We start from the raw sequence: 23,944 nt of genomic DNA, 5'->3' as shown, positions 1-23,944 counted from the left end.
TTTCGCCCCTTTAACTCCCTATTGACCCAGCCCTCTCCGCCTGCCCTGGCAATGATGGTTTTCGGCATTTAATGATGAACGCGGCTTCAGCAATATCGATAGGAATTGCCGGCAAGACGTTCTATTTTATTAAAAAATCCTACTTTGCTATCCCGGAAATCCCCGGGTATGTCATAATTGGCCGCTTTTATGTGTCTATTGCTGCGGTCAGAAGGCTAATGCGCGGTGGGGAACGTGGAATTTATAACCGGCGTTCCTTAATACACAAATATAACAAGATCGAGTATGACTACGACGAACACCGAAAAAGCCGTTTCTTCCGGCAAAGCGCCCCCCAGAATGCCGGGTGCCCTGCCGCTGTTGGGGCATATGCTTGAATTTGGCAAAAACCCCTTCGACTACATGATGAGACTCAGGAATCAGCTGGGGGAAATCGGTGAATTCCGTATGTTTCATCAAAAAATGGTGCTGATGACCGGCCCTGAAGCGAATGAAGCCTTTTTTCGCGCGCCCGACGCCCAGCTGGATCAAAGTCAGGCCTATAAAATCATGACCCCTATTTTCGGCAAGGGCGTGGTTTTCGACGCGCCGCCGCATAAAAAAGACCAACAACTCAAGATGCTGATGCCCGTATTGCGCGACAAGCCGATGCGCGGCTATGCCCAGGTGATCGTCCGGGAAGTCGAGCAAATGATTGCCGGCTGGGGCGATACCGGCGAGATCGATCTGCTTGAGTTTATGAAGGAACTCACCATTTACACGTCCAGCCACTGCCTGCTGGGCGATGAATTCCGTTATGAACTGAACGAGGAATTTGCCGGGATTTATCATGATCTTGAAAAAGGCGTGAATCCTCTGGCCTTCGTTTTCCCCTATCTGCCCTTGCCCGTGTTTCGGCGCCGGGATAAAGCGCGCGCGCGACTGCAGGAATTAGTCACCGGCATCATTGCCAAAAGAGCCCGGAAACCGGAAAAAAGCGAAGATGCGTTTCAAATGCTGATTGACGCCACCTATGACGACGGCGGCCGCCTGTCGGCGCATGAAATAACGGGCATGTTAATCGGCACCCTGTTCGCGGGGCATCACACCACGGCGGGCACCGCCGCCTGGACCTTGCTGGAACTGGCCCGCCGGCCGGAACAGCTGGATCGGGTGCTGAATGAGCTCGACGCCCACTTCGGCGCCGATGGCGAAGTCACTTTTCAATCGCTGCGGGAAATTCCGGTACTGGAAAATGTGATTAAAGAAGTGTTGCGCCTGCATCCGCCGTTGATATTTTTAATTCGCAAAGTGATGCAGGACTTTCATTTTAAGGATTACACGGTCAAGGCCGGAAAATACGTTTGCGCTTCGCCGCGCGTGTCGCACCGCATCGCGGCTGTGTACCCGGACCCGGAAAAATTTGATCCTGACCGCTATTCACAAACGCGCCAGGAAGATGCCAGGCCGTTCAGCTGGATTGCCTTCGGCGGCGGCAAGCACAAGTGCAGCGGCAACGCTTTTGCCATGCTGCAGCTCAAAGCCATTTTCAGCATTCTGTTACGGCGGTATACTTTCGAACTGGTCGACGACAAAGACAGCTATCAGGATGACTTCACCCAAATGGTGGTGCAGCCGGTCTCGCCTTGCCGGGTCCGATATGTCAAACGTACGGCAATTACAGAAACCGCGACCGGGGCAACGGCAAATACCGTGCAGGAAAGCATTCAGACTGTCGCGAAATTTCAGATAAACATCGACAGAGAGCTTTGCCAGGGCCATGCCACCTGCATGGCTGAAGCGCCTGATCTTTTTCATGTGGACGATGCGGGCAATGTCAGCGTTTTACAGGAAAACCCGCCGCTGGATTTGTTGAGCAAAGCCCGGCAAGCCGAAAAATATTGCCCGACCCGGGCAATTAAAATTGAATTGAAATAGGGATACACAATGGCCGCATATCCTCGGGCAGAACTTGAAGAAATGGTTGAACGTTGGCTGCAGGCCAATCGTGACGCGGAAAAAGAGGGTAACTGGCCCAAACACCTGGGCAGGATGTATACCGAGACCGCCGAGTACCGCTGGAATATCGGACCTAATGAAGAATTTGTCGCACGCAGCCGCAAAGAGATTGAAGAATGGGCTTTAGGCGTGCAAATGGAAGGCTTTGAGCAATGGCGCTACCCATACCATCGCATTTTGATCGATGAAAAACAGGGCGAAGTGATAGGCTTGTGGCGCCAGGTATCTCCCGCGTTGCGAGAAGACGGCACGCATTATGAAGTAGCCGGCATCGGCGGCTCCTGGTTTCGCTATGGCGGCAATTTTCAGTGGGAATGGCAACGGGATTTTTTTGATTTGGGCAATGTGAAAGCCCTGTTTTTTGAACTGGCCGCCGACGGCAAGCTTGATCCCGCCGTAAAAAGGAAAATAGGCAAACTGGCCAAAGGTCAATTGTTGCCCGGCCATGAGCGTTTGCGCAATCCACCCGGCCTGTTGAAAAGACTGAAAGGCCTGTTGGTAATGGTACGTATTGCTTTGTTCAATCAATAAGTTAAAAAATATGGATGCCATCCGTTCTACCTCGGCATTTACCGCTCAATCAAGCTCAAAGGGACCTCAAAAGAATCTATGCTGCATGTAAAACCTAGTTGGAAGAACTGGCATCTGCTTACTGAAAAAGGACGGCAAATCTGGGCCTTCAAGCCCCGCTCAAAGGATATCGAAGAGCATTTACACAATGTCGATGACATCTCGGACGAAGACATCGCCCGATTTGCCGAGGATTTTCAGTTTGATAAATCCGGCAATCCCAATTCCGGCGACCAGGTTTTCAGAAACACCGCCATTAACGCGAAGTTCCGGGAATTTAGCGGCCCGATTCCGCAATCGAGCAATCCCGAAGAGCAAAAAGTCATCGATGCGCTGATCAAAGGCATTAACTACTATTCCTACCTGCAAAGCGAAGACGGACATTGGCCGGGGGATTACGGTGGACCGCTGTTTCTGTTGCCTGGCCTGCTGATCGCCTCTTATATTTCCGGCACACCCTTTCCCAGAGCGCATCGGGAAATGATGAAGCTGTATTTATTCAATCATCAAAACCAGGACGCCGGCTGGGGCATGCATATCGAAGGTCAATCGACCCTATTCGGCACCGTCATGCAATATGTGTCGCTGCGCCTGTTGGGCGTGGATAAAGATCATCAGCAGCTGATCAAGGCCAGGGCCTGGATCAAAAACAACGGCGGCGCAACCGGCATTCCCTCCTGGGGCAAGTTTTATCTGGCGGTTTTGAATTGTTATGACTGGCAGGGCTTTAACAGCCTGTTTCCTGAAATGTGGCTGTTTCCCAAATGGCTGCCCGTCCATCCCTGGCGTTACTGGTGCCACACCCGCATGGTCTATTTGCCGATGGCCTATTGCTATGCGCAGCGCATCAAAGCACCCGAAAATGAACTGATCCTGTCCTTGAGAGAGGAGCTTTATAACCAGGATTTCGCCGCCATCGACTGGCCGAAACAACGCGATGCCGTATGCGAAAAGGACCGCTACACCACGCTGTCTCCGATACTGAAGTGGATGAATTTTTTCACCAATAGTTATGAACAATTCAAATGCGCCTGGTTAAGAAAAAAATCCACCGACTACATTCTAAAATACCTCAATGCCGAGGACGAGCAGACCAACTACATCAACATCGGCCCTGTCAACCAAGCCATTAATTCCATTTGCATCTGGCATGCCTACGGCAAGGATTCAACGCAATTCAAAAAGCATACCGCGCGCTGGTACGATTATTTGTGGGTTGCGGAAGACGGCATGAAAATGAATGGCTACAACGGCTCGCAGCTATGGGATACCGCGTTTGCAACCCGCGCCATGCTGGAAAGCGACCTGGGCAAACTGTTTCCGGCGACGATTGCCAATAGCTATCGGTTTATCGATCAGTCGCAGATCAAGGCCGAACACCCGACGCATGCCGAATTTTTCCGTCATCCGATGATCGGCAGCTGGCCTTTTTCAACGCCTGACAATGGCTGGCCGGTTGCCGATTGCACGGCGGAAGGCTTAAGTGCCGCGCTGGCGGTGCATCATTCAGGTCTGGTTCATCCAGCGATTGATGTAATGCGCATCAAACAGGCGGTCGATATTATTCTTTCTTATCAGAATTCCGATGGCGGCTGGGCCACTTATGAATTGACGCGAGCGCCCAAATGGCTGGAAAAGCTCAATCCTTCCGAAGTGTTTGCCGACATCATGATTGATTATTCATGGACGGAATGCACCGCGGCCTGTGTGCTTTCCTTGCTGGAAATTCAGGAAACCTATCCTGACTTTAAAAACAGCGAAATACGCAAAGCGATCGGCGCGGGACTGGATTTCATCCTGAAGCAACAAAAAGCGGACGGTTCCTGGTATGGCGGCTGGGCGGTCTGCTTTACCTACGCGACCTGGTTTGGCGTGGAAGCGATCAGCAAGGCCAGGGGCAAGGGCTATCATGACGATGCGATTTTAACGGACAGAATCAACATAGCCTGCGGCTTTTTGGCCGGCAAGCAAAAAGCCGATGGCGGCTGGGGCGAAACGTTCGAATCGTGTTCCAAACTGGTTTATACCGAAGCGGCGAAGTCTCAAGTGGTTAATACCGCCTGGGCCTTGCTGGCCCTTATGGCGGCTGATTTTGGCGACAGAAAGGTGATCGAGTCAGGAATCACTCTGTTGTTGAACAGACAAACCAATATAGGCGATTGGCCGCAGGAAAGCATTTCCGGAGTTTTTAATTACAACTGCATGATAACTTACGCTAATTACAGGAATATTTTTCCTGTCTGGGCACTGAACCGATATTGTAAACAGTATGTCCAGCGAAAATAATACATTCAACCTGCTAAAAGCACTCTTATCCAGGGGCTCAGTATGAAGTCAGAGTTCGACATTTGCATTATCGGCGCTGGCATGGCGGGTGCCACCATCGCGGCTTATCTGGCGCCCAAAGACATCAGGATCGCATTAATCGATCCGTCTTACGAAGAGAAAAAACGCATCGTCGGGGAATTGCTGCAGCCCGGCGCCGTTCAGTCGCTGGAGCAAATGGGCCTCGGGCATTTACTGGAAGGGTTCGATGCACAGCCGGTTGAAGGTTACGCCCTGCTGCAGGGCGAGGAAAAAACCACTATTCCTTATCCGCCCCCCTACAAGGGAATGGGCTTGCATAACGGCCGGTTTTTGCAGCAAATAAGAGCCTCCGCGCTGAACAATGCCTCGGTTACGCAAATACAGGGCAAGGCATTGCAACTGCTGGAAAACGAACGGCATGAGATTATCGGCGTCAGTTACCGGGATTCGCTTACCTCCCGAATAAAGTCCATTCATGCTCCCTTAACCATTACCAGTGATGGATTCTTCTCAAATTTCAGAGTGCATCTCAGCAATAATGAAAAAACCGTCACGTCTTATTTTATCGGCTTGATACTAAAAGACTGCGAGATGCCTTTTCCAAAACATGGCCATGTGTTTTTATCGGGACCGACGCCGTTCATTTGTTATCCGATTTCCAGCCATGAAATCAGGCTGTTGATCGATTTTCCGGGCGAACAGCTGCCTAGAAAGCAGTTGCTCCAGCAACATCTCGATACCAATGTAACGCCTTACATTCCCGCCGGCATGCTCGGCAGCTATAACCTGGCCCTGCAGGAAGGCGGATTCAAAGTCATGCCCAACCATTACATGGCGGCAAAACCCATCATCCGGAAAGGCGCGGTGATGCTGGGCGATGCGCTTAACATGCGCCATCCTTTAACGGGCGGCGGCCTGACCGCGGTGTTCTCGGATATCCAGATATTGAGCGCGCATTTACTGGCTATGCCTGATTTCAATAATGCCGATTTGATTCACGAGAAAATCGAAGCCTATTACCGCGACAGACAGGAGGCAAACGCCAATCTCAATATTCTTGCCAACGCGCTGTACGCGGTGATGTCCAACGATTTGCTTAAAAGGGCTGTATTCAAATACCTGCAGTGCGGCGGCGCCAATGCGCAGGAATCGATTGCCGTATTGGCCGGCCTGAACAGGAAACATTATTCCCTGATAAAGCAATTCTGTTTTTTGGCGGTATTCGGTGCATACAATTTAGTACGTGACAATATTTTGAATTTTCCCAAGGCAATCAAACTGCTTTCGGATGCGATTTCCATTATCAAGCCTTTGATGATAAACGAGGTTTCGTCAGTGGCGTTTTTTTATCATTATCTCGGAAAAATTAAATCCCTGGCTTATTTCGGCTATGGCACCCCTGTTCAAAGGCCTTGAACAGCTCTATCAGGGCTAACTGTTAAGCGTGGAATAACTCAGTGAAATTAATATAATGATTTGCCGGACAGAATTTAAAACAACATCCATGATCTTCACGCGCCTGGACCGGATCTCCCGTTTTAGTCCTGGGCGGCACTATCCCGGATTAATGCGATGAACACTGGCATAACACTTGTCACAGGCGCTACCGGACACCTTGGCGCCAACCTGGTTCGCCGCCTGCTCGAACAAGGTGAGCAAGTACGGGTGATGCTGCATTCGGAACGCGAAAACGGAGCGCTGAACGGGCTCGACGTGGAGCGTGTTTATGCCGACCTGCGCGATAGCGAAGCGGTAGCCGCCGCCATGCGCGGGTGCGCCCGCGTTTATCATTGCGCCGCGCTGGTTTCGACCATTCAAGGTAATGCGGCCCATAAACGCGAAGTATATGAGACCAACGTCCGCGGGACTATCCATATTCTCCAGTCGGCCGAGCGCCATAGCATCGACAAGGTGGTGGTGTCGGGTTCGCTGAGCGCCACCGGCTACGAGCCCGGCCGCTCCAGCCACGAGAACATGCCGTTCTATCCCTTCGATCGCCATTTGCCCTACGGCTTTACCAAGCACCTCACCGAGCATGAGTGCCTCAAGGCCCACGCCAATGGCCTCAATGTGGTAGTCGCGACCTCCTGCGCCATCATCGGTCCTCACGATTACGAGCCTTCGCGCATGGGCCGCGTACTCATCGATTACGCTCACGGCGCTCTGCGCGCTTACATTCCCGGCGGCTTCGAATGGGTATCCGGCCGCGATATCGCCGAAGGCCATGTATTGGCCATGCGCCATGGACGATCCGGGCAGAAGTACATTTTCAGCACCGCCTACGCCAGCGTCGACGACCTGATGGCGCTGTTTCGGGAAGTCACCGGCCGCCCGCCGCCGCGGCTGCGACTGTCGCCGTGGCTGATGTCGGCCCTGGCCGAAGTCGCGGACAAGACCTGGTACCGGGCCTTCCCCAACCTGCCCCGGCGTTTCACGCCGGGTGCGGTGCGCCTGCTCCAGATGCGGCGGCGGGCCGACCATGACAAGGCGAAACAGGAATTAGGCTACCGGCCCGGCCAATTGTCCCAGGCAGTGCAGGAAGCCTATGAAGATTTCGTGCGCCGAGGATTGATTGTCCCGGCAAGTAAACAATCCACTTAACCACGAACCGGAGCCCCCAATCATGAACAATGAGCAGACACTTTCAGCGCCTCCCGCTTTTGCAGAAGCCAGGAACGCGCGGCAAAAGGCTCGTGCCGCCGGAATGGACCCAGATCGCTGGTATGTGGTGGAATACGACAGCGCGGTTAAAAAAGGCCAGGTGAAAGAAGTGATCTTCTGGAACACCTCCATCGCCCTGTACCGCGGCGCGGACGGCGAACTCGCGGCGGTGCAAAACCGCTGTCCGCATCGCCAGCTTAAACTCAGCCATGGCATGGTGGACAAGTGCAGTCTGCGTTGCGCCTATCACGGCTGGTCCTTCAACAGGGAGGGCTGGCTGGAGGACTACTCCCACGACAGCTTCGGCAAACCGCTGATCAAAAGACAACTGCGGACTTATCCCGTGCAAGTCCGCTATGGCCTTATCTGGCTATTCCCCGGCGATCCGGAACTGGCTGGCGAGCGCGAGATTCCGGCCATTCCCGAACTCGACGGGGACAACCCGTGGGCCAACTTTGTCTCGGACCTGACCTGGCGCACCCATCATTCGATGGTGATGGACAATATCTGCGATTTCTCCCATGCCTTCCTGCACCGCAAATACAAGCCCTTCATCGATGCCAAATTGACCCATCACGAGGCCGATGACAACAGGGTTTATCTGACTTATGACGCCTATATGGCCGGCGGCCGGATTTCCGGGATTTTCGTGGACCGCAACCGGGTCAATACCCGTTCCATCGAATTATGCTACGAATATCCTTATCAATGGACCAATACGGGCGACAGTATCAAGAACTGGTCGTTCATGCTGCCGATCGACGAGCGGAATACCCGGGTATTTTTCCTGTTTTATTTCGATGCCCTGAAAATTCCGCTGATTGCCATGAAAACCCCGAAGTGGTTGACCCAGCTGGTATTGAATATCGCCAAGCCCCTGGTGTTCAAGCCCATACTCGAAGAAGACGGCGTTGCCCTGGAAGCTGAGCTGTTAGGCTACGAAGCCTGCTGGGATGCCCCGCCTATCGAACTCAACCCCGTGGTTCCGATGTTCCAGCGGCTGACCGCGCGCAAGTGGGAGGAGCATCTGGCCAGGAAGGAAGCGGCGCGGGTCGCTTGCGCGGATTGATTAACGGAACCTCTTGCCAATGAAGATTACCCAACGTATCGCCAGGATCGCCGAATACTTTGCCCGCAATCCCTGGTCGATCCTGGGAGCGGCCGCGGTGCTGTCGATTCTGGCCCTCTGGGCGACGCTGCAACTCCCGGTCCACACCTCGCGGCAGGCGCTGCTTCCCCAGGACACGGCGGTGGCGAAGCGCTTCAACGATTTTTTGAAAAATTACGGCGCCGCCTCGGACCTGATGGTGGTCCTGGAAGGCGCTCCGCGCGGCGAATTGGAGTCCTTTGCCAACGAGCTGGCCGCCCGGCTTGAAACCGAGCCCGAGGTTGGTCAGGCCACCTCGCGTCTTGATATGGGATTTTTCCTGAACCATTCCTACCTGCTGATGCCGACCGAGACCCTGGACAAGCTTGCCGAGATGGCGAGCCCGCCCACCTTGCATGGCGAAACGATGGAAGTAAACCTGCGCAAAGCGTTGAGCTGGAGCCAAGATCACCCGTCGCTGGGCGGCGCGGACACCGACCTGCAGACCGCCGAAGCCAGCCTGAACCTGGCCGCGTTTTTCCTGGAGGAATGGCAACGCTGGCTGTCCTCGGAAACCGTTCCGGCCGGCTTGGACTGGAGCCGCCTACTGGCCAAAAACGCGGCAATGGGCATGAGCGACGGCTACTTTGCCTCGCGCGACGGGCGGATGCTGTTTGTGTTCGTCCACCCGGAAAATCCCTCCGGCGATTTCGAGCATCTTGGCCCCTTCGTCGAAAAGGTCAAGCAGGTGTCGGCGGCCCTGGCCAAACAAACCCAAGCCGCCGGACGCACGCCGCCCACGGTGGGATTGACCGGTCTACCGGCCCTCGAATACGAGGAATACGTCAATATCCGCAAGGATATGACTCTGGTGACCATCACCTCCGCCAGCCTAGTCGCCGCATTGATTCTGCTGGTGGTGCGCAGCGTGCGCTGGGCGGCGCTGATTTTCATTCCCATGGGTCTTGGCGTGCTGTGGAGCCTGGGCCTGGCCTTGTTCACCGTCGGCCACCTGAATATTATCACCGCCGCCTTCATCGCCATTCTGTTCGGGCTGGGGGCGGACTACGGCATTTTCACCTCCTCGCGCATCGCCGAGGAGCGCCGCGCGGGCAAGCCGCTGGTGAAGGCGATCGGGGTCGGCATCGGCTCATCCTTTGTAGCGGTGCTGACGGCCGGGGGCGCCTCGCTGCTGATCTTCAGCGTCCTGGCCTCGGTCGATTTCCCCGGCTTCGCCGAACTCGGCGTGGTGGCGGCCGTGGGCGTGCTGATGATCCTGACCAGCACCTGGATGGTCCAGCCCGCGCTTTACGCCCTGCTGCCGCCCAAGCTGAAAGAGATTGACTCGCTAGCTCCGCCGCCCGCTTCCGCAGCACCCGGGAATCGCGGCGGCGCGTTCCCCAGGCCCGTTGCCATGGCCCTCGTCATACTGGCCATCGCCGGCGCTGCCTTCGGCGGCTGGAAGGGATTCGATATTGATTTCGATTACGACGTGCTGGCCATGTTGCCCGAGGATTCCCAGGCGGCCAATTATCAACGCCGCATGGTAGCGGAGAGTGACTATCAGTCCGAGGTCATCATTTTCACCGCCAGGGACATGGCCGAGGCACGCAGGATCACCAGCGAGGCGGGCAAACTCAAGACCATTGCCCAGGCGCAGTCCTTGACCGGCCTGTTTCCCGTGGACGCCGACGAACGCCTGCGCAAGGCCGTGAGCATCGGCGAGGCATTCGCCCGCACCGACTACGCCTTGCAGGTCGAAGAACTCGGGCGCGCCGGCTTATCGTCCAAATCATTCGAATTGCTGAAGGCAGTGCTGGAAAACGGCGCCGCCCTCATCGACGAAGCCCAGGAGCAGGCCTTTTCCGCCGGACATACCCATCTGGTCGACAGTTTGGAGAACGTGCGCGAACAGGTTTTGGCCATCTCGGCCCGTCTCGCCGCGGACAGCGAACTGGGCCGGGTGCGCAGCGAGAGCTTCTTGCGCGCCTTGCTGTCCGGAGCGGATGCCGGGCTTAACATCATCGACATCTGGCGGCAGGCTCGGCCCCTCATGCCGGAACAGTTGCCGCCCGCCCTGCGCGAGCGCTTCTTTGCCGCCGATGGCAGTATCGCGGTCTATGCTTTCCCGGCAAAATCCGTGTACGATCCCGACAACCTCGACGCCCTGATCAAAGACGTCTATAACATCTCTGCGGAAGCGACCGGCTTCCCGACCACGCACCAGGCGTTCGCCAAGGCCGTGGTGGCGAGTTTTACCCACGGCACGCAATTGGCTCTGGCGCTTTGCCTGCTCTGGGTCATGGCGGCGACGCACAGCCTGCGCGGCTTCGCGCTGGCGGCGCTGCCCTTGCTGATCGGCGGCGGCTGGATGCTGGGGCTGATGGCGCTGAACGGCATTCGCTATAATTACGCCAACATCGTCGCCTTGCCCTTGGTCATTGCGCTGGCGGTCGATTATGGCGTCTGGTTCAGCTACCGCTGGAGCGAATTGAAGCATCGTACCCCGTTGCAAGTCAGCCTGGCCATCGGCAAGGCCATCGGACTGGCCGCCGGCACTTCATTGGCAGGCTTGGGCGCAATCACTCTGGCCAGTTACCGGGGCGTGTCCTCATTGGGGCTAAGCATCACCATCGGCCTGCTCTGCTGTCTGACCGCAACCCTCGTCGTGGCCCCGGCCATCGGACAATTACTTGATTCCAAGAGAAAACCATAATGCGAAAAACGTACCTTATTATTGCCGGCCTGTTGGCCTCTCTTGCCGTCACTGCCGCGCCCGCACCCGAAATGATCGTGGTGTGCTATCCCGGCGGCCCCGTCAATACCCGGGATGCCCAGAGTGCAATGGGTTCCATGCTGCGGGTGGTCGAGCGCGTCGGCCAGTGGCCCGAGAACCGCTTCGACAGCCTGTTCACCAGCAAAATCGACGAATGCCGGAAACAGATCGCCGAAAAAAAACCCAAGTTCGCGATCACATCCCTCGGTCTCTATCTGGAACTGCGCAACCCGCACAATCTGCTGCCGGTGGTCCGGCCCAGGATCAAAGGCCGGACCAGTGAGCGTTACCGGGTCGTCGTCCAGAAGGATAAGTACAAAAGCCTGGACGAGCTGAAAGGCAAAAATTTGGGGGGCACGGTATTGGCCGAGCAGTCGTTCATCGGCAAGATCGTTTTTGCCGGCAAAGTCGATCCCGCCGGATTCTTTGTCCTGCAACCCTCCAATCAGGCCATCCGCGCCTTGCGAGCGCTGGACAAAGGGGAGCTGGACGCCGTCATTCTGAACGAGCAACAATATGCCGGCCTGTCTTCCCTGCATTTGCAGACGCCCCTTGAGGTTGTATTCACGTCCGAGGAAATCCCGCTGATGGGAGTCGTGGCCAACAGCACCACGACTACGGAGGAAGAACGCGCCCGCTTCGGCAAGGCGCTGGAACAAATGTGCACCGATTCCGAGGGCCAGAAACTGTGCGATCTGTTCGGCGTGGAATCCTTTAACGTCGTGGACGCGGCCGTGTTCGAACCCATGGTCAAGCTATGGGATGAAGGGAGCTAAGACTTTGCGCGCTATACGACTACTTACGGCCATTGCGATGCTGGTTCTGGCGGGCTGCGCCGGGCTCCAGAGCGACCGGGTCCGGTTCGATGGACTCTCCGGCTGCCCCGGGCAGACCGCGGCTATGCTGGCCGCTCGGCAAAGCCAATACGGCCCCTTGAGCGACACCCATACCCTGGAATGTGCGCTGACTGTCCTGCGCGACAGCCAGGACCCGGCTCTACGCCGTACCTCGCTCGGCAGCCGCCTGAGCCTGCACCTGGCCGAACGCGAAGCCAACCCGGACAGACGCGAAAAACTGGCCGCCGAGGGCGTGAGCCTTGCCGAGGCGGCGTTGGCGCAAGGGGCGGACGATGATGCGGCGGTGCATTATTATCTGGCGGCCAACCTGGGGCTGGCGGTGCGTGAACATATCACGCTGGCCATGGACAACCTGGAACGGCTGGAAGGCGCGATGAAACGGGCGCTGGCCTTGAACCCGGATATCGACCACGGGGGGCCGTTGCGCCTTTTGGGGGCGCTTTACCTGAAAGCGCCGGCCTGGCCCAGCGGCATAGGCGATCTCGACAAGGCGCTGGAGCTGCTGGAAAAGGCGGTCAATAAACACCCCGCTCATCCACTCAACCACCTGTTTTATGCCCAGGCATTATGGCATGAGGGTGACGAGGCCGGCCTGAGCCGGGCAAAAGCCGAATTCACGCAGGGGGAGAAGCTCTTGGCAGAAGGTAACTGGGGCTACAGCAAAGAGTCCTGGAAAAAAGAGTTCGCCGAGTTTCGACAAGATCTGGAAAACGGCCTATAACCCTTTATGCCGGGTTTCCGCAAAGCTCCACCCCAGCCTACCTGCCGCCCGAGTACCAGCCGTCTAAAACCGCGCCCTAACGATGAATCAACGGCATGCCTCCAGCGCACCGCAAAGCCGCTTGAATGACTTGAGCATTTTGTCTTTCAGCAAGCGGCGGCCGATCATATGTTTGACATCGCTGGCGATGCCCGTCACCTGGTCGGTGTAGCTGCGCACCTCCTGAAAGACCACCGTGCCGCCGCGATAAGCCAGGCAGCCGGTTATCCATTGACTGGCATTGTAAGAATGCGGCGCATAGAACTCCCGGGTCAACGTCAACACGCAGCCATTCCAATCAGTGCTGACGCGATGCCTGAGGATGACCGCCGGACGGCCTTCCACTGTTTTTTCCACCCAGGGGAAGGCCTCTTCCGCTCCGGACGGCAAAGATTCCGGGTAATGCAGCCAGACCTTGTACAAGGCTGGAAAGTCGCGCAGCAGGGCGGCGCTTGCGGTTGCTGCCTGGCGAAGCTCCAGGGCTGGCCTGGAATACCGGCCCGGCTCCCGCGCATACGGCGCGATAGCATGCACGCCTCCGCGCCGATAGGCTTCAAAGCGCTGGAACAGAAGCTCCCGGTAGCGCTGCAGGATCGCGTCTTCGATGACATCGGAAAGCCGTCGCCTGAGGGTTTTGAAGCTATCGATCTCCGAGACCGACAGATTGAATTCATCGCCCGGCTCGACATCCAGCAACGCCTCGGCTTCTTTTCTGGACAGGACGACAGACGCGAGGGAAGCGGCTCCGTCGATCTGGTTCAGCGCCCCGGACGCTATGACATCAAAGTCCAGCGGATCCGGATTGTTCTGGCGCAACTGCCTGGCCACTTTCTCCAAGGGAACCGGCAGATACCAGGCGATGCCCATGGCCAGTTCGGCGTCGCTGTTTTCGCTCAAGGCGTATGTGACAGGTCCGCCCCGAGCCAGTTCGGCAATCTCGCTCCTGTCCATTCCCAACTCGCTCAACACTTTTTCGACGGGCGGGGGGTCCGCAAAAGCGGGTCTTCCCTGTAATGTAAAACTCGCGGCCAACAGCCACGCGACGACGGCATGATTCAGTTTTCTTGGCATTGGCAAACCTCAAGCGCCAGACAATTGTTTACAAACAGTCTATTTAGCGCGTTCATCGATATTAATAGCTGATTCGATATAAAAACATCTTTAATAATTCCCGATGCCCAGCAATTTTAGGCTCGACAACAACCACATAGTGAGATAATGGTGCAAGAATAAAACAGCCGATGAACCAGCCCCACGAATTATCCGGCGCCCAGGGAATATTTGATACTTAGTGTTTGAATGAAAATTAATTAATCTCATATTCATCAATAGGTTATAATGATTTTCCAACACGAAGATGTGTTGCCCTGACCCCGGTTTTGTCTTATTTCCAGCGAAAATCGGCCCGTAACCGCCTAAAAGCCAAAATCTTCATCCCTCGAATTCGCATGCGCACCGTCATTCAGCCTCAACTCAAATTCGGTGAAACCGATATTGCCGCCATTGTCATTGATCCTAAATCACGTGATGACATTCCCCAACTACTGCGTGGACTGCAATACATTTATACCGAGGTCAGCTTGCGTCAGCGGATATTTGCCATTCTGGAAGAGGTCATGCCCGAACGGGCAGGCGGAAAAGGCAAAGCCAGCAATAAAACCGGGCGACCCGGTATGGAGCAGTGGAAGATACTGGTGTTGGGCGTACTGCGGTTAGGGCTTGATGTGGATTACGACCGGATTCAAGAGTTGGCCAACCAACACAAGACGATCCGGCAGATGCTGGGGCATAGCGACTGGCTGGACGAACACCGTTATGAATTGCCAACCATCCGGGACAACGTCAGTTTGTTCACGCCCGAGATTCTGGATCGCATCAACCAGGAAGTGGTGCATGCGGGACACCAGGCGTTAAAAAAAACGCCGAAGAAAGCCTGAAGACCCGCGCTGATTCCTTTGTGGTCAAAACCCACGTGCATTTTCCCACCGACACCAACTTGCTGTGGGATGCCATCCGCAAAACGGTGCACACCTGCGCCGCACTCTGCGACGCCCTGAATTTGACCGAATGGCGCCAAAGCGCCTATCACTTGCGTTGTTTCAAGAAAAGTTACCGGCTGATTCAAAAGCTCAAGCATTCCACCTCGCAAGATGAAGCCAAACGTCAGGCCAAGCAAGAGCAAATCGAAGCCGCTTATCAGACCTACCTCGACCAAGCCCAAGTCTATGTGCAACGGGCATACGCCACTCGGCAGCGCCTGAACCAAGCGCATGGCATATCGGCAGCGATGTTGGCAGATCTCGATGCCTACCTGGCGCATGCCGAGCGGCAGATCGACCAGATTCGTCGTCGGGTCCTGCAAGGTGAAACCATTCCGCATGCCGAGAAAGTCTTTTCCATTTTTCAACCCCATACCGAATGGATCAGTAAAGGCAAGGCCGGCGTACCGGTCGAGTTGGGATTGAGGGTGGCTATCGTCGAAGATCAACACCGTTTTATCCTGCACCATCAGGTCATGGCAAAAACCACGGACGATCAAATCGCCGTGACCTTGGTCGAACAAACCCAAACCCGCTTTCCCGCGGCAAAAGCCATGAGCTTTGATAAGGGCTTTCACAGCCCAAGGAATCAAGCAGAGCTCAAACAACGCCTGGATAACGTGATATTGCCGAAAAAAGGCCGGCTATCGGAAGCCGACAAAGCCCGCGAATCCGCCCCGGAGTTTGTCCGCCTGCGCCGCCAACATTCAGCGGTTGAATCGGCGATCAATGCGCTGGGCGTTCATGGGTTGAACAAATGCCCCGATCATGGCATGGATGGTTTCAAGCGCTACGTGGCCCTCGCCATCGTGGCACGCAATATTCAGCGTTTGGGCGCCATGCTCCGCGAGCAAGAACAACAAGAAGCCGCTCGACGACGAGGCCCTTACAAAAAAGCGGCCTAAAGGCACGACTGATGACGGAAAAAAGGACGAAACACGGGAGAGGTGCCGCCAAAATTCGCCCGGAATGGCGGTTGAGCACTTCCAAAAGAGGAAATTGGCTGGCCTGCGCCGAAAAACGGCTGGAGTTATGCCCAGTGAGTCGGCAGAATCATGAAAAAAGTGAGTTTTCTTTCAGGCACTACTTATATCTAAAATCGATTGGTGACCCGCCGACCGAAACCGGCTTCACCGATTCATTCAGGACAAACACAATGATAAAACCCGAGCAATTATTCGAACACCTACTCACCCATTATCGCGGAATCTTCGCCACCCTCTTCCTTTTGCCTGTTTCGGCCGTCCATGGTGCCTATGCCGGCATCCGCAACGCGCTGGCATTCCGTCTTAACAGCGCCCCCGCCAAACACGATGCCAAGGTTGAGGCGGTGATTCGGCAAATCGAGGACTGGAAAAATCAAGGCGCGAAGCAAAAGCTTTGCACGGCGAGGTCGGGCTGGAAAACCATGAGCGAGATGGTGCCCAAATACAAACTGTCCCATCGCAAGATCGCTGTTGACATGTACGACCTGCTTGAAATCGACGAACAGCGCGGAATCGTCCGGGTGGAACCCCTGGCGACCATGGGCCAGATTTCGCGCAGCCTGATCTCTCAGGGCTGGACGCTGCCGGTGGTGCCGGAACTGGACAGTTTGACGGTAGGCGGCTTGATCATGGGCTTCGGCGTGGAAACCAGCAGCCATAAATACGGGCTATTCCAGCACATCTGCGAATCCTTCGAGATCGTGACGGCGGAAGGAAAACGGCTCAAATGCAGCGCTTCGGAAAATGCCGAGCTCTTTTACCAGATTCCCTGGAGCCATGGCACCCTGGGCTTTCTGGTGGCGGCCGAATTGCAGATCATTCCGGTCAAAAAGTATATCCGGCTCAGCTACCGGCCGGTTTATAGCCTCGATGAGATGGTCAGCGTTTTCGAGCAGGCCAGCCGCGATACCGACAACAACGATTTCGTGGAAGGCTTGGTTTACGACCGCGACCGGGCGGTCATCATGGTCGGCAAATTCGTCGATGCCGCGTGCCCGGACGGTCCTGTCAACGCTGTCGGGCGATGGTATAAGCCCTGGTTTTACAAGCATGTGGAAAGCCATCTGGAGCACGGGAAGGAAGGTCTCGAATACATACCGGTGCGGGATTATTTTCACAGGCACACCCGCAGTTATTTCTGGACCATGGAGGAAATCATTCCGTTCGGCAATCATCCCGTATTCAGGGCTTTACTGGGCTGGGCTCTGCCTCCCCGAATCGAACTGTTGAAATACACGGAAACACAAACCACCCGACGGCTTCGGGAAAAGTTTCACGTGGTTCAGGACATGCTCATGCCGATCCGGCATCTGAAGCAGTCCATTGACTATTTCGACAAACACTTCCGGTTATACCCCTTATGGCTTTCGCCGATGGCGATCAAGGACAACGGCGGACAGCCCGGCTTTGTCCATCCTTTCAGGACAGCGGAAGGCGTTGTGGATGAAATGTATGTCGATATCGGCGCCTACGGCACGCCGCGCAAGGCCGATTTCGATAACGCCAGCGCCCTGCCGTTACTGGAAAAATTCGTCATCGAACAGCACGGCTACCAGGCCCTGTATGCCAGAACCTGCATGGACAGACAGCAGTTCAGAATGATGTTCGACCATGCCGGCTACGACCAGTTGCGCGCGCGTTTGCCGTATTGCCGGCAAGCCTTCGATGAAGTATACGACAAGGTTTCCTCGACAGGCCGGGTTTCGCCGGTCGAGATGCGACAGCTGGAAAAGGCGGGATGAACCGCGCGCCTCGTTAATACATGCGCCGCCTGAACAGCCAGGAAGCGCAGCTCAGCGTGACGAGTCCGATCACGGCCAGAGGCCAGTATTGCGACATCAGTACGTCCGCCGTCAGCCCTTCCAGAAAAACGCCCCGGACGATGACCAGAAAATAGCGCAAAGGATTGAGCAGCGTGAAATCCTGGACCAACGGCGGCATGTTGGCGATCGGCGTCGCAAAACCGGACAGGATCACGGCAGGGACGATAAACAGGAATGAGCCCAAAAGTCCCTGCTGCTGCGTGACGGACAGTGCCGAAATCATCAGGCCGAAGCCGATGACGGCGAACACGAACAGCACCACGCCCAGATACAGCGCCGCCAGGCTGCCGACTATCGGAATCCCGAACCAGAACACGGCCATGAAAATGATGAACGAGGCTTCGATAACGCCGATGATCGCCGCCGGCAGCGCCTTGCCCACCAGGATCTGAAAAGGCGTCAGCGGCGTCACCAGCAACTGGTCGAAAGTCCCCTGCTCCCGCTCGCGGGCGATGGACAGCGCCGTGACCACGATTGTCACGACCAGCGTCAGCAATCCCGCGATACCGGGCACGATAGACCACCGGCTTTCCAGGTTCGGATTGAACCAGGCCCTGATCCGCAATTGCGCGGGCGGCCCCGGCAGGCGATGCCGCTCGGCCCAATCCAGGTTAAACGTGGCCACTATGCTTTGCATGTAATTCAGGGCGATCATTGCCGTGTTGGAATCGCGGCCGTCGACCAGAATCTGCGCCACGGCAGGTTGACGGCCCAAATACAGGTCGCGGCTGAAATGCGGACCGAGATGCAGCACGGCCAGCACTTTCTTCTCATCAAGGGCCGGCGCGATCTGTTCCTGGCGGGTGAGCCTCAAAACCTCCGTAAACGCCGGCGCCGCCGTGAAACGCTCGATAAAATCGCGCGAGGCGATGCTCCGGTCCTCGTTGTAAATCGCGATGGGAATGTGATTAAGGTCGTAAGTCGCGCCATAGCCGAACACGAACAACTGGATAACCGGCGGCCCGATTAATATGAAGCGGCTTTTCCTGTCCCTGACCAGGGCCAGAAATTCCTTGACCAGTAACGCGTAAATCATCGCCCACATGGCTACTCCAGCCGCTTCGGGGCTTTCTTCGCAATCAGCGCGAAAAATACGACCGCCATCACCGACAGCGCCAGCGCATTCGGCAGGATGACGGGCCAGAGGTCGCCGGCCAGGAACACGGTTTGCAATATCGTCACGAAATAACGCGCGCCGATCAGATAAGTGAGCGCCTGGATGGCCGCCGGCATGCTGGTTATGTCAAAAATGAACCCGGATAAAATGAAAGCCGGCAGAAAGGTGGTGATAATGGCCGCCTGCCCCGCGACAAACTGGTTCCTGGAGACGATGGAAATCAGCAGCCCCATGCCCAGCGCCACCAGCAGGAACAGCGTGCCGGTCAGCAACAACACCCACAGCGAACCGCGCAAAGGCACGCCGAACAGGAACACCGCCATGGCGATGGACAGCAGCATCCCGCCCATGCCCAGCAGATAGTACGGAATCAGTTTGCCCAGCAGGACCTCACCCATCGTCACCGGAGTCGCGATCATGGCCTCCAGCGTGCCGCGCTCCCATTCACGGGCCATGACCATGGCCGTCAGCAGCGCGCCGGTCAGGGTCATGATCACGGCGATCAGGCCCGGCACCAGAAAGTCCTTGCTCAGCACCGCGCTGTTGTACCAGATCCGGTGCTCGGCGATGACCGGTTGCGACAGGGCTGTGCCGCGCAGCGCGGCCAGATGGCTCAGCCATTCATTCCACGCGCCCTGGACATAGCCCGAGACCAGGCGCGCGGTATTGGCATCCACGCCGTCGACGATGACCTGGATGGCCGGCGAGTTTTGCTTGAACAGCTGGCTGCTGAAATCCGCGCGCAGGCGGATAATGGCCATGATGTCCCGTGTCAGCACGGCCCGTTCCGCGGCCGCCATGTCGGCAAAATACACGGGTCGAAAATACTCGGACTGTTGAAAGGCCGCCGTGAAACTCGTGGTCTCGGGCGTGGTTTTCTCAATCACCCAGCCCACCGGCACCCGCTTGGCGTCCAATGACACGCCATAGCCGAACAGCAACAGCAGAAATACCGGCAACACGAAGGCAATGGACAAACTGCTGGGATCGCGCCAGATTTGCAGGAATTCCTTGCCGATCAGCCCCTTCAGGCGCAGGTATTTTTTGGCCCTGGAATCGCTCATGACTGTTTTGCCTGTATCAGTTGAATAAACGCATCTTCCATGGTCGGATCGGGCAACGCCTCCGTGCGCGCCTGGCGCTTGATGTCGGTCGGCGTGCCGGCGGTCAGGATATCGCCTTCGGCCATGATCACCAGGCGGTCGCAGTATTCGGCCTCCTCCATGAAATGCGTGGTCACCAGCACCGTGACGCCGGCGGCGGCCAAACGGTTGGTGCGATTCCAGAACTCGCGCCTGGCCAGCGGGTCGACGCCGGACGTGGGCTCGTCCAGGAACAGGATTTCCGGCTCGTGCATCAAGGCGCAGGCCATGGCCAGGCGTTGCTTGTAGCCCAGCGGCAAATCGCCACTGTTGGCGTCCTTGCGCGGCTCCAGTTCGAACTGCCGCAAGGCCCAGCGGATTCGCTCGTCACGGCGGTCATCGCGCAGGCCGTAGACGCTGCTGAAAAACGCCAGATTCTGGCTCACGCTCAAATTCGCGTAAAGCGAAAACTTCTGCGACATGTAACCGATCCGCGCGCGGGCCCTGGCCGCCGCCTTGCGCAGGTCGACGCCGGCAACCTGCAATCGGCCGCTGCTGGCGGGCAGCAATCCGCACAGCATGCGAAAGGTCGTGGTTTTGCCGGCGCCGTTCGCGCCCAGCAGGCCGAAGATCTCGCCGCGCCTGACCGTAAAGCTCAATTTTTTTACCGCCTGAAAATCGCCGAACCAGCGGTCGACGTCGTCAACGCGGATAATTTCCTCATCGGCGACAGGCGCGGCCGGCCCGGCCATCTCGTTTGCCTGCCTGACCGGCGCGCGACGCTTGTTCAACAGGTCGATAAACGCGTCTTCCAGGCGCGGGGCAACAGGCTCGATCCGGGGTTTACCGGTATCTGTCCCTGCCAGCACCGCGCCGGCCGAGTCTTCGCTGTCGCACACCACGCGCACCGCCTCGCCCTGGATGACGGCATCGACAATCCCGGGCTGGCCGCTCAGTCGGTTTTGCAGGTCGCGGTTGGAAAGTTCAGGATGCGTGACGCGGTAACAGCGCCCCCGGATTTTTCCCCGGAAAGCCTCCGGACTGCCGTGGTCCAGCAGTTCGCCCTCGTCCAGCAGCATGACGTCGGTGCAGCGTTCGGCCTCATCGAGATAAGCCGTGCTTAACAGCACGGTCGTGCCGCTCATTTTTACCTGCTGCTCGATAATGTTCCACAATTCCCGCCGCGACACCGGATCGACTCCGACGCTGGGCTCATCGAGCAACAACAGCCGCGGCTGGCTGAGCAGCGTGCAGGCCAGCCCCAGTTTCTGTTTCATGCCGCCGGACAGGCGGCCGGCCAGGCGTGCGGTAAAAGGCGCCAGCCCGGTCATGCGGGTCAGTTGCTGAAAGCGTTGCGCCCGCTCCTGTCGATCAATGCCGTGAAGATCGGCATAAAGAGCCAGGTTTTCGGCCACGCTCAGGTCTTCGTACAGGCCGAAGCGCTGCGGCATGTAACCGATCAGGCCTCGAAGCGGCTCTGTGTCGTTGTCGGTACCGTGCCCAAACACGACGACGCGGCCCGAATCCGGCAGCAGCAATCCCGCCGCCAGCCGCATCAGCGTGGTTTTGCCGGCGCCGTCCGGTCCGACCAGGCCGGCTACCGTGCCTTTCGGCAGCGCCAGCGATACGTTTCGCAAGGCATCGACCCGGTGCCGACCGGCAGTAAAGGCTTTGCCGACGGCCTGGAATTCGAGCGCGAAAACCGCCTGATCGTTGCGGACCTCCGGCATCAGCGCTCCGGACAAGGCGGGACCGCACTGCTTTCGGCATCCGAATCAAGGGCAAGGCTGACCGTAACCGGCATACCCAGGCGCAATTCGTTTTGCGGATTGCAGGCGAAAACCCGCACCTGATAAACCAGACTGGTGCGTAGCTCCGGCGTTTCCACGGTTTTCGGCGTAAACTCGGCCGTGGGCGAAATGAAACCGACCCAGCCGGCATAGGTTTTATCGGGATAGCTGTCCGTTTCGATGTGCGCCGGCATGCCGTATTTCAGTCTGCCCAGCCGGTCTTCGGACACATAGGCTCTCGCCCAGACCGGATCGATCAGCGCCAGGGTGTAAACCGGCGCGCGGATATCGGCGATATCGCCGGGCTCCAGAATACGGTCCTGGATGATGCCGTCGGCGGGGGCATAAAGATGGGCGTCCTGCCAGGCTTTTTTCGCCAGGTCCAATGCGCTTTCCGCGGCTTTCAGCAAAGCCCTGGCTTCGGCAATGTCTTCCTCGCGCGGACCGATCACCGCCAGCGCCTGCAGCTGCTTCAAGGAACGCATGCGCTCACGCGCCGCATCCAGTTCCGCCCGGGCGCGGTCCAGCGCCTGAACCGGCGCCGATTGCCTCTGCACCAGAGCCTGCAGCCGGTCGAATTCCTTTTGTGCGAACTGCAAGGTTGCCTGCGCCGACTTTACATCCGCCTTGGCCTTGCGAATGTCTTGGGCGCGCGATCCGGCCTCCAGCCTCGCGACCACCTGCCGCTGAGCCTCGGCCCTGGCTTCGGCGCTGTCCACGGCATACTGGAAACGCTCTAGATCCTGTATCGCCAGCAGCTGGCCTTTCTTGACCCGCTCGCCTTCCCTGGCATACATCGCCGCGATGTGCTCGGCATCATGAAACGTCAGCTCAACCTGGCGGATATCGATATTGCCGTACAGCGTCAGCCTGTTCTCGTCTACCTGTTCGGAAGGCCGGAAATACCAACCGGCAACCGCAATGCCGAGTATAACGGCCAGGATAATGATGATTTTCAGTGGTTTCATGCTGTTGTTGCCATTCTAGGATTTGGTCGTCAATAAGGTCCCTGTCTAAACATAGCTTACATTCCGCGGCAAAATTTGACCTAATCAGAATTGTTTCAGTACCTTTTTAATCGGCCTGTTCATTTTCATTGATTCATAGGCGTTTTGATCTGGCAATTCCTATGGATTGATGCCCTGATACCGTAACACGTAGGGACGAATCTGTGTGTTCGCCCTTGCCCAACGGTTCGCCTTTGGCCAACGGTTCTCCGATAACCCATTGTGCACCCGAAACAGGGCGGACACGTAGGTCCGCCCCTACATTAAGCGCCGCTATTGGGAATCCGATCTGGTGGTGAGACGGTACACTTTATATTCGACGCGCGCGGGCGGTTGATCCGGAAAACCGGGATCCGCTTCGAACACGCTGTCAACATGCGCCAGATCGATTTCAAAGCCCGTCGAATACAGTGCCCTGATTTCGTCGCCGACGCCAAGCGCCTGTTTGAGCGTCTCGTGTTCCTCGGCATCCTCGGTAGTCAGCAAAAACACCTCGGATGATTTCGGGGTAATCAGCTGCAGGTGAGCGACATAATGCCGGCGGATATCTTCAGGCAGTGCGGTGAGCGCGGCCCGGTCGTAAACCGCATCGATAGCGCCCAGATCGCCCGCGGTCAGCGAAAAGTAATCCCCGCACAAGATGTTGATTCCGCCATGTTTCCATAGGGTAAATTTGCCGACGCGCCGCCGCGATGGCTTGAGCCGGTTTTCAAGGAAAAAGGCCTTGACCGCGATAGGGCTCAGTTCAACACCGACGACAGTGTGTCCCTGCTCGGCAAGCCAGATCATGTCCCGGCTTTTGCCGCACAGCGGCACGAATACCCGGCTTCCACGCACCAGATTAAGGCTTGGCCAGAACCTGGCAAGGAGTTGATTGACCGCATTTTGATGGAAATCGGTTTGCCGATCGCGCCAGAGTTGTAGCCAGAGTTTGTTGTCCCGGCTGGTCATGAATGCGCTTCTCCCGTAGCCGTATATTGCCTGACAGATAAATAGCGGCGCGTAAAATGCCTGCCGTCCATACAGACAGCACCGTACTTGCTTGAGTAATCGGGCATGATGAGTTCTTCCCATGTAAAGTTTT

Annotated in this window: 17 protein-coding genes; 11 read left to right on the top strand and 6 right to left on the bottom strand. The window is 56.8% G+C overall.

Going from position 1 to position 23,944, the window contains the following annotated elements:
- Positions 1-285: 285 nt before the first annotated feature.
- From METMA_RS0120135 to bstC, 9 genes are all read left to right on the top strand, one after another.
- Positions 286-1,917 (top strand): cytochrome P450, encoded by a 1,632-nt coding sequence (locus tag METMA_RS0120135; protein ID WP_020160919.1) that lies wholly within the window; start codon positions 286-288, stop codon positions 1,915-1,917.
- 9 nt (positions 1,918-1,926) lie between these two features.
- Positions 1,927-2,529 (top strand): hypothetical protein, encoded by a 603-nt coding sequence (locus METMA_RS0120130; protein WP_020160918.1) that lies wholly within the window; start codon positions 1,927-1,929, stop codon positions 2,527-2,529.
- A gap of 78 nt (positions 2,530-2,607) precedes the next feature.
- Complete coding sequence (locus tag METMA_RS0120125; protein WP_020160917.1) at positions 2,608-4,854, top strand: terpene cyclase/mutase family protein; 2,247 nt, start codon at positions 2,608-2,610, stop codon at positions 4,852-4,854.
- A 42-nt stretch (positions 4,855-4,896) separates the two neighbouring features.
- Positions 4,897-6,291: an FAD-dependent monooxygenase gene (locus METMA_RS0120120; RefSeq protein ID WP_020160916.1), complete on the top strand. Its 1,395-nt coding sequence runs from the start codon at positions 4,897-4,899 to the stop codon at positions 6,289-6,291.
- A gap of 156 nt (positions 6,292-6,447) precedes the next feature.
- Positions 6,448-7,476, top strand: a complete 1,029-nt coding sequence (locus tag METMA_RS0120115) for an NAD-dependent epimerase/dehydratase family protein (RefSeq protein WP_020160915.1) — start codon at positions 6,448-6,450, stop codon at positions 7,474-7,476.
- 22 nt (positions 7,477-7,498) lie between these two features.
- Positions 7,499-8,605 (top strand): Rieske 2Fe-2S domain-containing protein, encoded by a 1,107-nt coding sequence (locus tag METMA_RS0120110; protein WP_020160914.1) that lies wholly within the window; start codon positions 7,499-7,501, stop codon positions 8,603-8,605.
- Between the two features lie 19 nt (positions 8,606-8,624).
- Positions 8,625-11,339 (top strand): sterol transporter cytoplasmic membrane protein BstA, encoded by a 2,715-nt coding sequence (gene bstA / locus METMA_RS0120105; RefSeq protein ID WP_020160913.1) that lies wholly within the window; start codon positions 8,625-8,627, stop codon positions 11,337-11,339.
- Complete coding sequence (gene bstB / locus METMA_RS0120100) at positions 11,339-12,175, top strand: sterol transporter periplasmic substrate-binding protein BstB (RefSeq protein WP_020160912.1); 837 nt, start codon at positions 11,339-11,341, stop codon at positions 12,173-12,175. The genes bstA and bstB overlap by 1 nt, the downstream gene beginning before the upstream one ends.
- A 4-nt stretch (positions 12,176-12,179) precedes the next feature.
- Positions 12,180-12,977: a sterol transporter outer membrane protein BstC gene (gene bstC / locus METMA_RS0120095; RefSeq protein WP_232216396.1), complete on the top strand. Its 798-nt coding sequence runs from the start codon at positions 12,180-12,182 to the stop codon at positions 12,975-12,977.
- Between the two features lie 87 nt (positions 12,978-13,064).
- Here bstC and METMA_RS0120090 read toward each other — a convergent pair whose 3' ends face one another.
- Positions 13,065-14,087, bottom strand: coding sequence for a hypothetical protein (locus tag METMA_RS0120090; RefSeq protein ID WP_020160910.1), 1,023 nt, complete (start codon positions 14,085-14,087; stop codon positions 13,065-13,067).
- A gap of 377 nt (positions 14,088-14,464) precedes the next feature.
- On the opposite strand from METMA_RS0120090, the gene METMA_RS0120080 reads away from it, so the two are divergent.
- Together METMA_RS0120080 and METMA_RS0120075 are read left to right on the top strand one after the other, a co-directional pair.
- Positions 14,465-15,960, top strand: a protein-coding gene (locus METMA_RS0120080; protein WP_156830454.1) for an ISNCY family transposase whose coding sequence is annotated in 2 segments (ribosomal slippage) — positions 14,465-14,942 and positions 14,942-15,960 — 1,497 coding nt in all. Because the reading frame shifts where the segments join, the coding sequence is not laid out codon by codon here.
- A gap of 251 nt (positions 15,961-16,211) precedes the next feature.
- Positions 16,212-17,783, top strand: coding sequence for an FAD-binding oxidoreductase (locus METMA_RS0120075; RefSeq protein ID WP_040591390.1), 1,572 nt, complete (start codon positions 16,212-16,214; stop codon positions 17,781-17,783).
- Between the two features lie 13 nt (positions 17,784-17,796).
- Here METMA_RS0120075 and METMA_RS0120070 read toward each other — a convergent pair whose 3' ends face one another.
- The 5 genes from METMA_RS0120070 to METMA_RS0120050 form a co-directional block, all read right to left on the bottom strand.
- Positions 17,797-18,909 (bottom strand): ABC transporter permease, encoded by a 1,113-nt coding sequence (locus tag METMA_RS0120070; protein ID WP_020160908.1) that lies wholly within the window; start codon positions 18,907-18,909, stop codon positions 17,797-17,799.
- A gap of 2 nt (positions 18,910-18,911) precedes the next feature.
- Positions 18,912-20,045, bottom strand: a complete 1,134-nt coding sequence (locus tag METMA_RS0120065; RefSeq protein WP_020160907.1) for an ABC transporter permease — start codon at positions 20,043-20,045, stop codon at positions 18,912-18,914.
- Positions 20,042-21,793 carry an ATP-binding cassette domain-containing protein gene (locus tag METMA_RS0120060; RefSeq protein WP_020160906.1) on the bottom strand — a complete coding sequence of 584 codons (1,752 nt, stop codon included), beginning with the start codon at positions 21,791-21,793 and terminating at the stop codon, positions 20,042-20,044. Before METMA_RS0120060 ends, METMA_RS0120065 begins: the two co-directional genes overlap by 4 nt.
- Positions 21,793-22,821 carry an efflux RND transporter periplasmic adaptor subunit gene (locus METMA_RS0120055; protein ID WP_020160905.1) on the bottom strand — a complete coding sequence of 343 codons (1,029 nt, stop codon included), beginning with the start codon at positions 22,819-22,821 and terminating at the stop codon, positions 21,793-21,795. The genes METMA_RS0120060 and METMA_RS0120055 overlap by 1 nt, the downstream gene beginning before the upstream one ends.
- A gap of 312 nt (positions 22,822-23,133) precedes the next feature.
- Positions 23,134-23,811 (bottom strand): thiopurine S-methyltransferase, encoded by a 678-nt coding sequence (locus tag METMA_RS0120050; RefSeq protein WP_020160904.1) that lies wholly within the window; start codon positions 23,809-23,811, stop codon positions 23,134-23,136.
- Between the last annotated feature and the right edge of the window lie 133 nt (positions 23,812-23,944).

Source organism: Methylobacter marinus A45 (assembly GCF_000383855.1).
In the GTDB taxonomy this organism is placed as follows: Bacteria; Pseudomonadota; Gammaproteobacteria; order Methylococcales; family Methylomonadaceae; genus Methylobacter; species Methylobacter marinus.
This window is presented reverse-complemented; position numbering and strand designations above follow the sequence as displayed.